The 2,972-nt window shown below is 65.7% G+C and carries 4 protein-coding genes; 2 read left to right on the top strand and 2 right to left on the bottom strand.

What is annotated here, in order from left to right; translation table 11 throughout:
- Position 1 precedes the first annotated feature (1 nt).
- Together ACLFRM_RS09300 and ACLFRM_RS09295 are read left to right on the top strand one after the other, a co-directional pair.
- Positions 2 to 340, top strand: coding sequence for a P-II family nitrogen regulator (locus tag ACLFRM_RS09300; RefSeq protein ID WP_410755460.1), 339 nt, complete (start codon positions 2 to 4; stop codon positions 338 to 340).
- A gap of 15 nt (positions 341 to 355) precedes the next feature.
- Complete coding sequence (locus tag ACLFRM_RS09295; RefSeq protein WP_410755459.1) at positions 356 to 1,600, top strand: ammonium transporter; 1,245 nt, start codon at positions 356 to 358, stop codon at positions 1,598 to 1,600.
- A 108-nt stretch (positions 1,601 to 1,708) separates the two neighbouring features.
- On the opposite strand, the gene ACLFRM_RS09290 is transcribed toward ACLFRM_RS09295, so the two are convergent.
- Both ACLFRM_RS09290 and ACLFRM_RS09285 read right to left on the bottom strand, forming a co-directional pair.
- Positions 1,709 to 2,347, bottom strand: coding sequence for a YigZ family protein (locus tag ACLFRM_RS09290; protein ID WP_410755458.1), 639 nt, complete (start codon positions 2,345 to 2,347; stop codon positions 1,709 to 1,711).
- A gap of 109 nt (positions 2,348 to 2,456) precedes the next feature.
- Positions 2,457 to 2,972 (bottom strand): DJ-1 family glyoxalase III (locus tag ACLFRM_RS09285; RefSeq protein ID WP_410755457.1); only part of this gene is annotated, 516 nt, incomplete at its 5' end.

Raw genomic sequence — 2,972 nt, 5'->3', positions numbered from 1 at the left:
CATGAAACTGATTACGGCAATCATCAAGCCCTTCAAGCTTGACGACGTTCGAGAGGCACTCGGCGGCGTCGGCGTGAAGGGGATCACCATGACCGAGGTCAAGGGCTTCGGTCGTCAGAAAGGCCACACCGAGCTCTACCGGGGCGCGGAATACGTGGTCGACTTCCTGCCCAAGGTGAAGCTGGAAATGGTCGTCGACGACAGCCTCGCCGACCAGGTGATCGAGGTGATCACCAACGCGGCCAGCACCGGCAAGATCGGTGACGGCAAGATCTTCGTCTCGCCGATCGAGGAAGCCATTCGCATCCGGACCGGCGAGACCGGTACGGACGCCCTTTAAGCGGAGGATTTCACCGTGGAAACTCAAGTCATCGAACTGGGCTATGCCCTCGATACGTTCTACTTTCTGATCGCCGGTGCCTTCGTCATGTGGATGGCGGCGGGCTTCACCATGCTCGAGGCGGGCCTGGTGCGCTCGAAGAGCACCGTCGAGATACTGACCAAGAACATCGCGCTGTTCTCGATCGCCAGCATCATGTACATGGTGGTGGGCTACAACATCATGTACGGCGACGGCGTGTCCAGCATCATCCCGGGCCTTTCGTTCTTCCTCGGAGGCGACAACACGGCGGCCGAAGTCGCGGCGAGTGGTGGCGACATCTACTACTCCAACATGGCCGACTTCTTCTTCCAGGTCGTGTTCGTGGCCACCGCCATGTCGATCGTCTCGGGCGTGGTCGCCGAGCGGATGAAGCTGTGGGCCTTCCTGGCCTTCACCGTGGTGCTCACCGGTCTGATCTACCCGATCCAGGGCTACTGGAGCTGGGGTGGCGGCCTCCTGAGTGATCTGGGCTACTCCGATTACGCCGGCTCGGGCATCGTCCACTTCACCGGAGCGGTCGCCGCCCTGGCGGGTGTGCTGCTGCTCGGTCCGCGCAAGGGCAAGTTCGGTCCGAATGGCCAGGTCAATGCCCTGCCGGGTGCCAATCTGCCGCTCGCGACACTGGGTACGTTCATCCTGTGGCTCGGTTGGTTCGGCTTCAACGGTGGTTCGGAACTCAAGGTCTCCGACGTGGGCTCGGCCAACGCGGTGGCCCAGGTGTTCACCAACACGAACCTCGCGGCTGCCGGTGGCGTGATCGCGGCGATGATCGCCTCCAAGCTGACCTTCGGCAAGGTCGACCTGACCATGGTTCTCAACGGCGCGCTGGCCGGTCTCGTCGCCATCACCGCCGACCCGGCGTCTCCGTCGGCCCTGCTGGCCACCCTGATCGGTGCGATCGGCGGCGTGATCGTGGTCTTCTCCATCCTTGGCTTCGAGAAGATCAAGATCGACGATCCGGTCGGTGCCCTGTCGGTGCACGGTGTTGCCGGTATCTGGGGTGTGCTGGCGGTGCTGCTGTCGAACGACGAGGCGACCCTGGGCGGTCAGCTGGCGGGCCTGGTCCTGATCGGCGGTTTCGTCTTCGTCGCCAGTCTGGTGATCTGGCTGATCCTCAAGGCCGTCATGGGCCTGCGCATCAGCGAGGAAGACGAGCAGGAAGGCGTCGACTCGGCCGAGTGCGGCATGGAGGCCTACCCCGAGTTCACCAACAAGTAAGGACAGTCGAGTAACGCGACGACACAGGGACGTGTCGGCAAGATGAAGGCCCGGGCATTCGCCCGGGCCTTTTTGCGTGACGAACGGACGGCGGTTTCTCGATCCGGATCAGTCGCGTGGCGAGTCCGTTCGCCCCCTGTCCTGCCGGATTCCCTGGGCGCCGAGGAAGGCCTCGAACTGGGCCACCTGTTCCTCGGGAACGATCAGCTCGGCGGATACCTGCGGGCCGTATTCGATCGACAGCAGTGTCGCCCCGTGGCCGTCGAGCCAGTGACGCAACGGCTGCTCGGCGGCGAAGTCGAAGATGACGGTGAATCGGCGTTGCGGGCGGTGTTCGGTCAGCGGCAGTTCGGCGAGCACTCGCTGCGTCGCCCCGGCATAGGCGCGCACCAGGCCGCCGGCACCCAGCTTCACGCCGCCAAAGTAGCGGGTAACCACCACGATCACGTCCCCGAGGCCCTTGTGCTGGATGACATTGAGAATGGGCTTGCCGGCCGTGCCGCCGGGTTCGCCGTCGTCGCTCATCGCCGCCGTGGCGGCCGCATCCGGGTTGCCGATCAGGTAGGCCCAGCAGTGATGACGGGCGTCGGGATAGTCGGCTCGGACCGACTCGACGAACGCCAGGGCCGCGTCGCGGCTGTCCACCGCGCCGGCGCGGGCGATAAAGCGGCTTTTCTTCGCCTCGAGTTCACGCTCGAGCGTTCCGGCCGGAGTGAAGAACGACGAGGTGGGGGACGGTGACGACATGGGTGGACAACCGGGGCGATGAACTGGGTGACGGGCGAAGCAGGGCCACAACGTAAAACGCCTGCCATCGGGGCAGGCGTGTGCCGGGCGACCGAGGCCGGGGGGCGGGTCAGCGAGCGAGCTTGGACTCGACCGCGTCGCGGGTCTCGCGCCCGGCCAGCTGTTCGACCAGGGCGAGGGCGAAGTCCACGGCGACCCCGGGACCGCGCCCGGTGATCAGGTTGCCGTCGACCACCACAGCCTCGTCGGTCACCTCGACGCCCTGCGTCTCGTCGGCACCGAGGGCGCCCGGGAAATGCGTGATGCGGCGGCCCTTGAGCAGCCCGGCGGTGGCCAGCACCTTCGGCGCGGCGCAGATCGCACCGATCCAGCGTCCTTCGGCCGACTGGTCCTGGAGGCGCTTGAGTACCCGCTTGTCGGCGGCCAGGTTGTTCGCGCCGGGTTGGCCGCCGGGCAGTACGATGGCATCGAAGACCCGGGTCTCGTCGAGCAGGGTCAGGTTGGTGTCCGCGACCACCGTCGTGCCACGTGAACCGGTCACCTTGTCTTCGTGCAGCGCGGAGACCTCCACCTGGATGCTGCCACGACGCAGGATGTCGATGGTGGTGATGGCCTCCAGGTCCTC

The organism is Guyparkeria sp. (genome assembly GCF_046540515.1).
In the GTDB taxonomy this organism is placed as follows: domain Bacteria; phylum Pseudomonadota; class Gammaproteobacteria; order Halothiobacillales; family Halothiobacillaceae; genus Guyparkeria.
Note: the sequence above shows the minus strand (reverse complement) of the source record. Positions and strands in the feature narration are given on the sequence as shown.

Excerpts from the sequence above, each read along its gene's own strand:
- ACLFRM_RS09290 (WP_410755458.1), bottom strand. The coding sequence starts at position 2,347 with ATGTCGTCACCGTCCCCCACCTCGTCGTTCTTCACTCCGGCCGGAACG.
- ACLFRM_RS09300 (WP_410755460.1), top strand. The coding sequence starts at position 2 with ATGAAACTGATTACGGCAATCATCAAGCCCTTCAAGCTTGACGACGTT.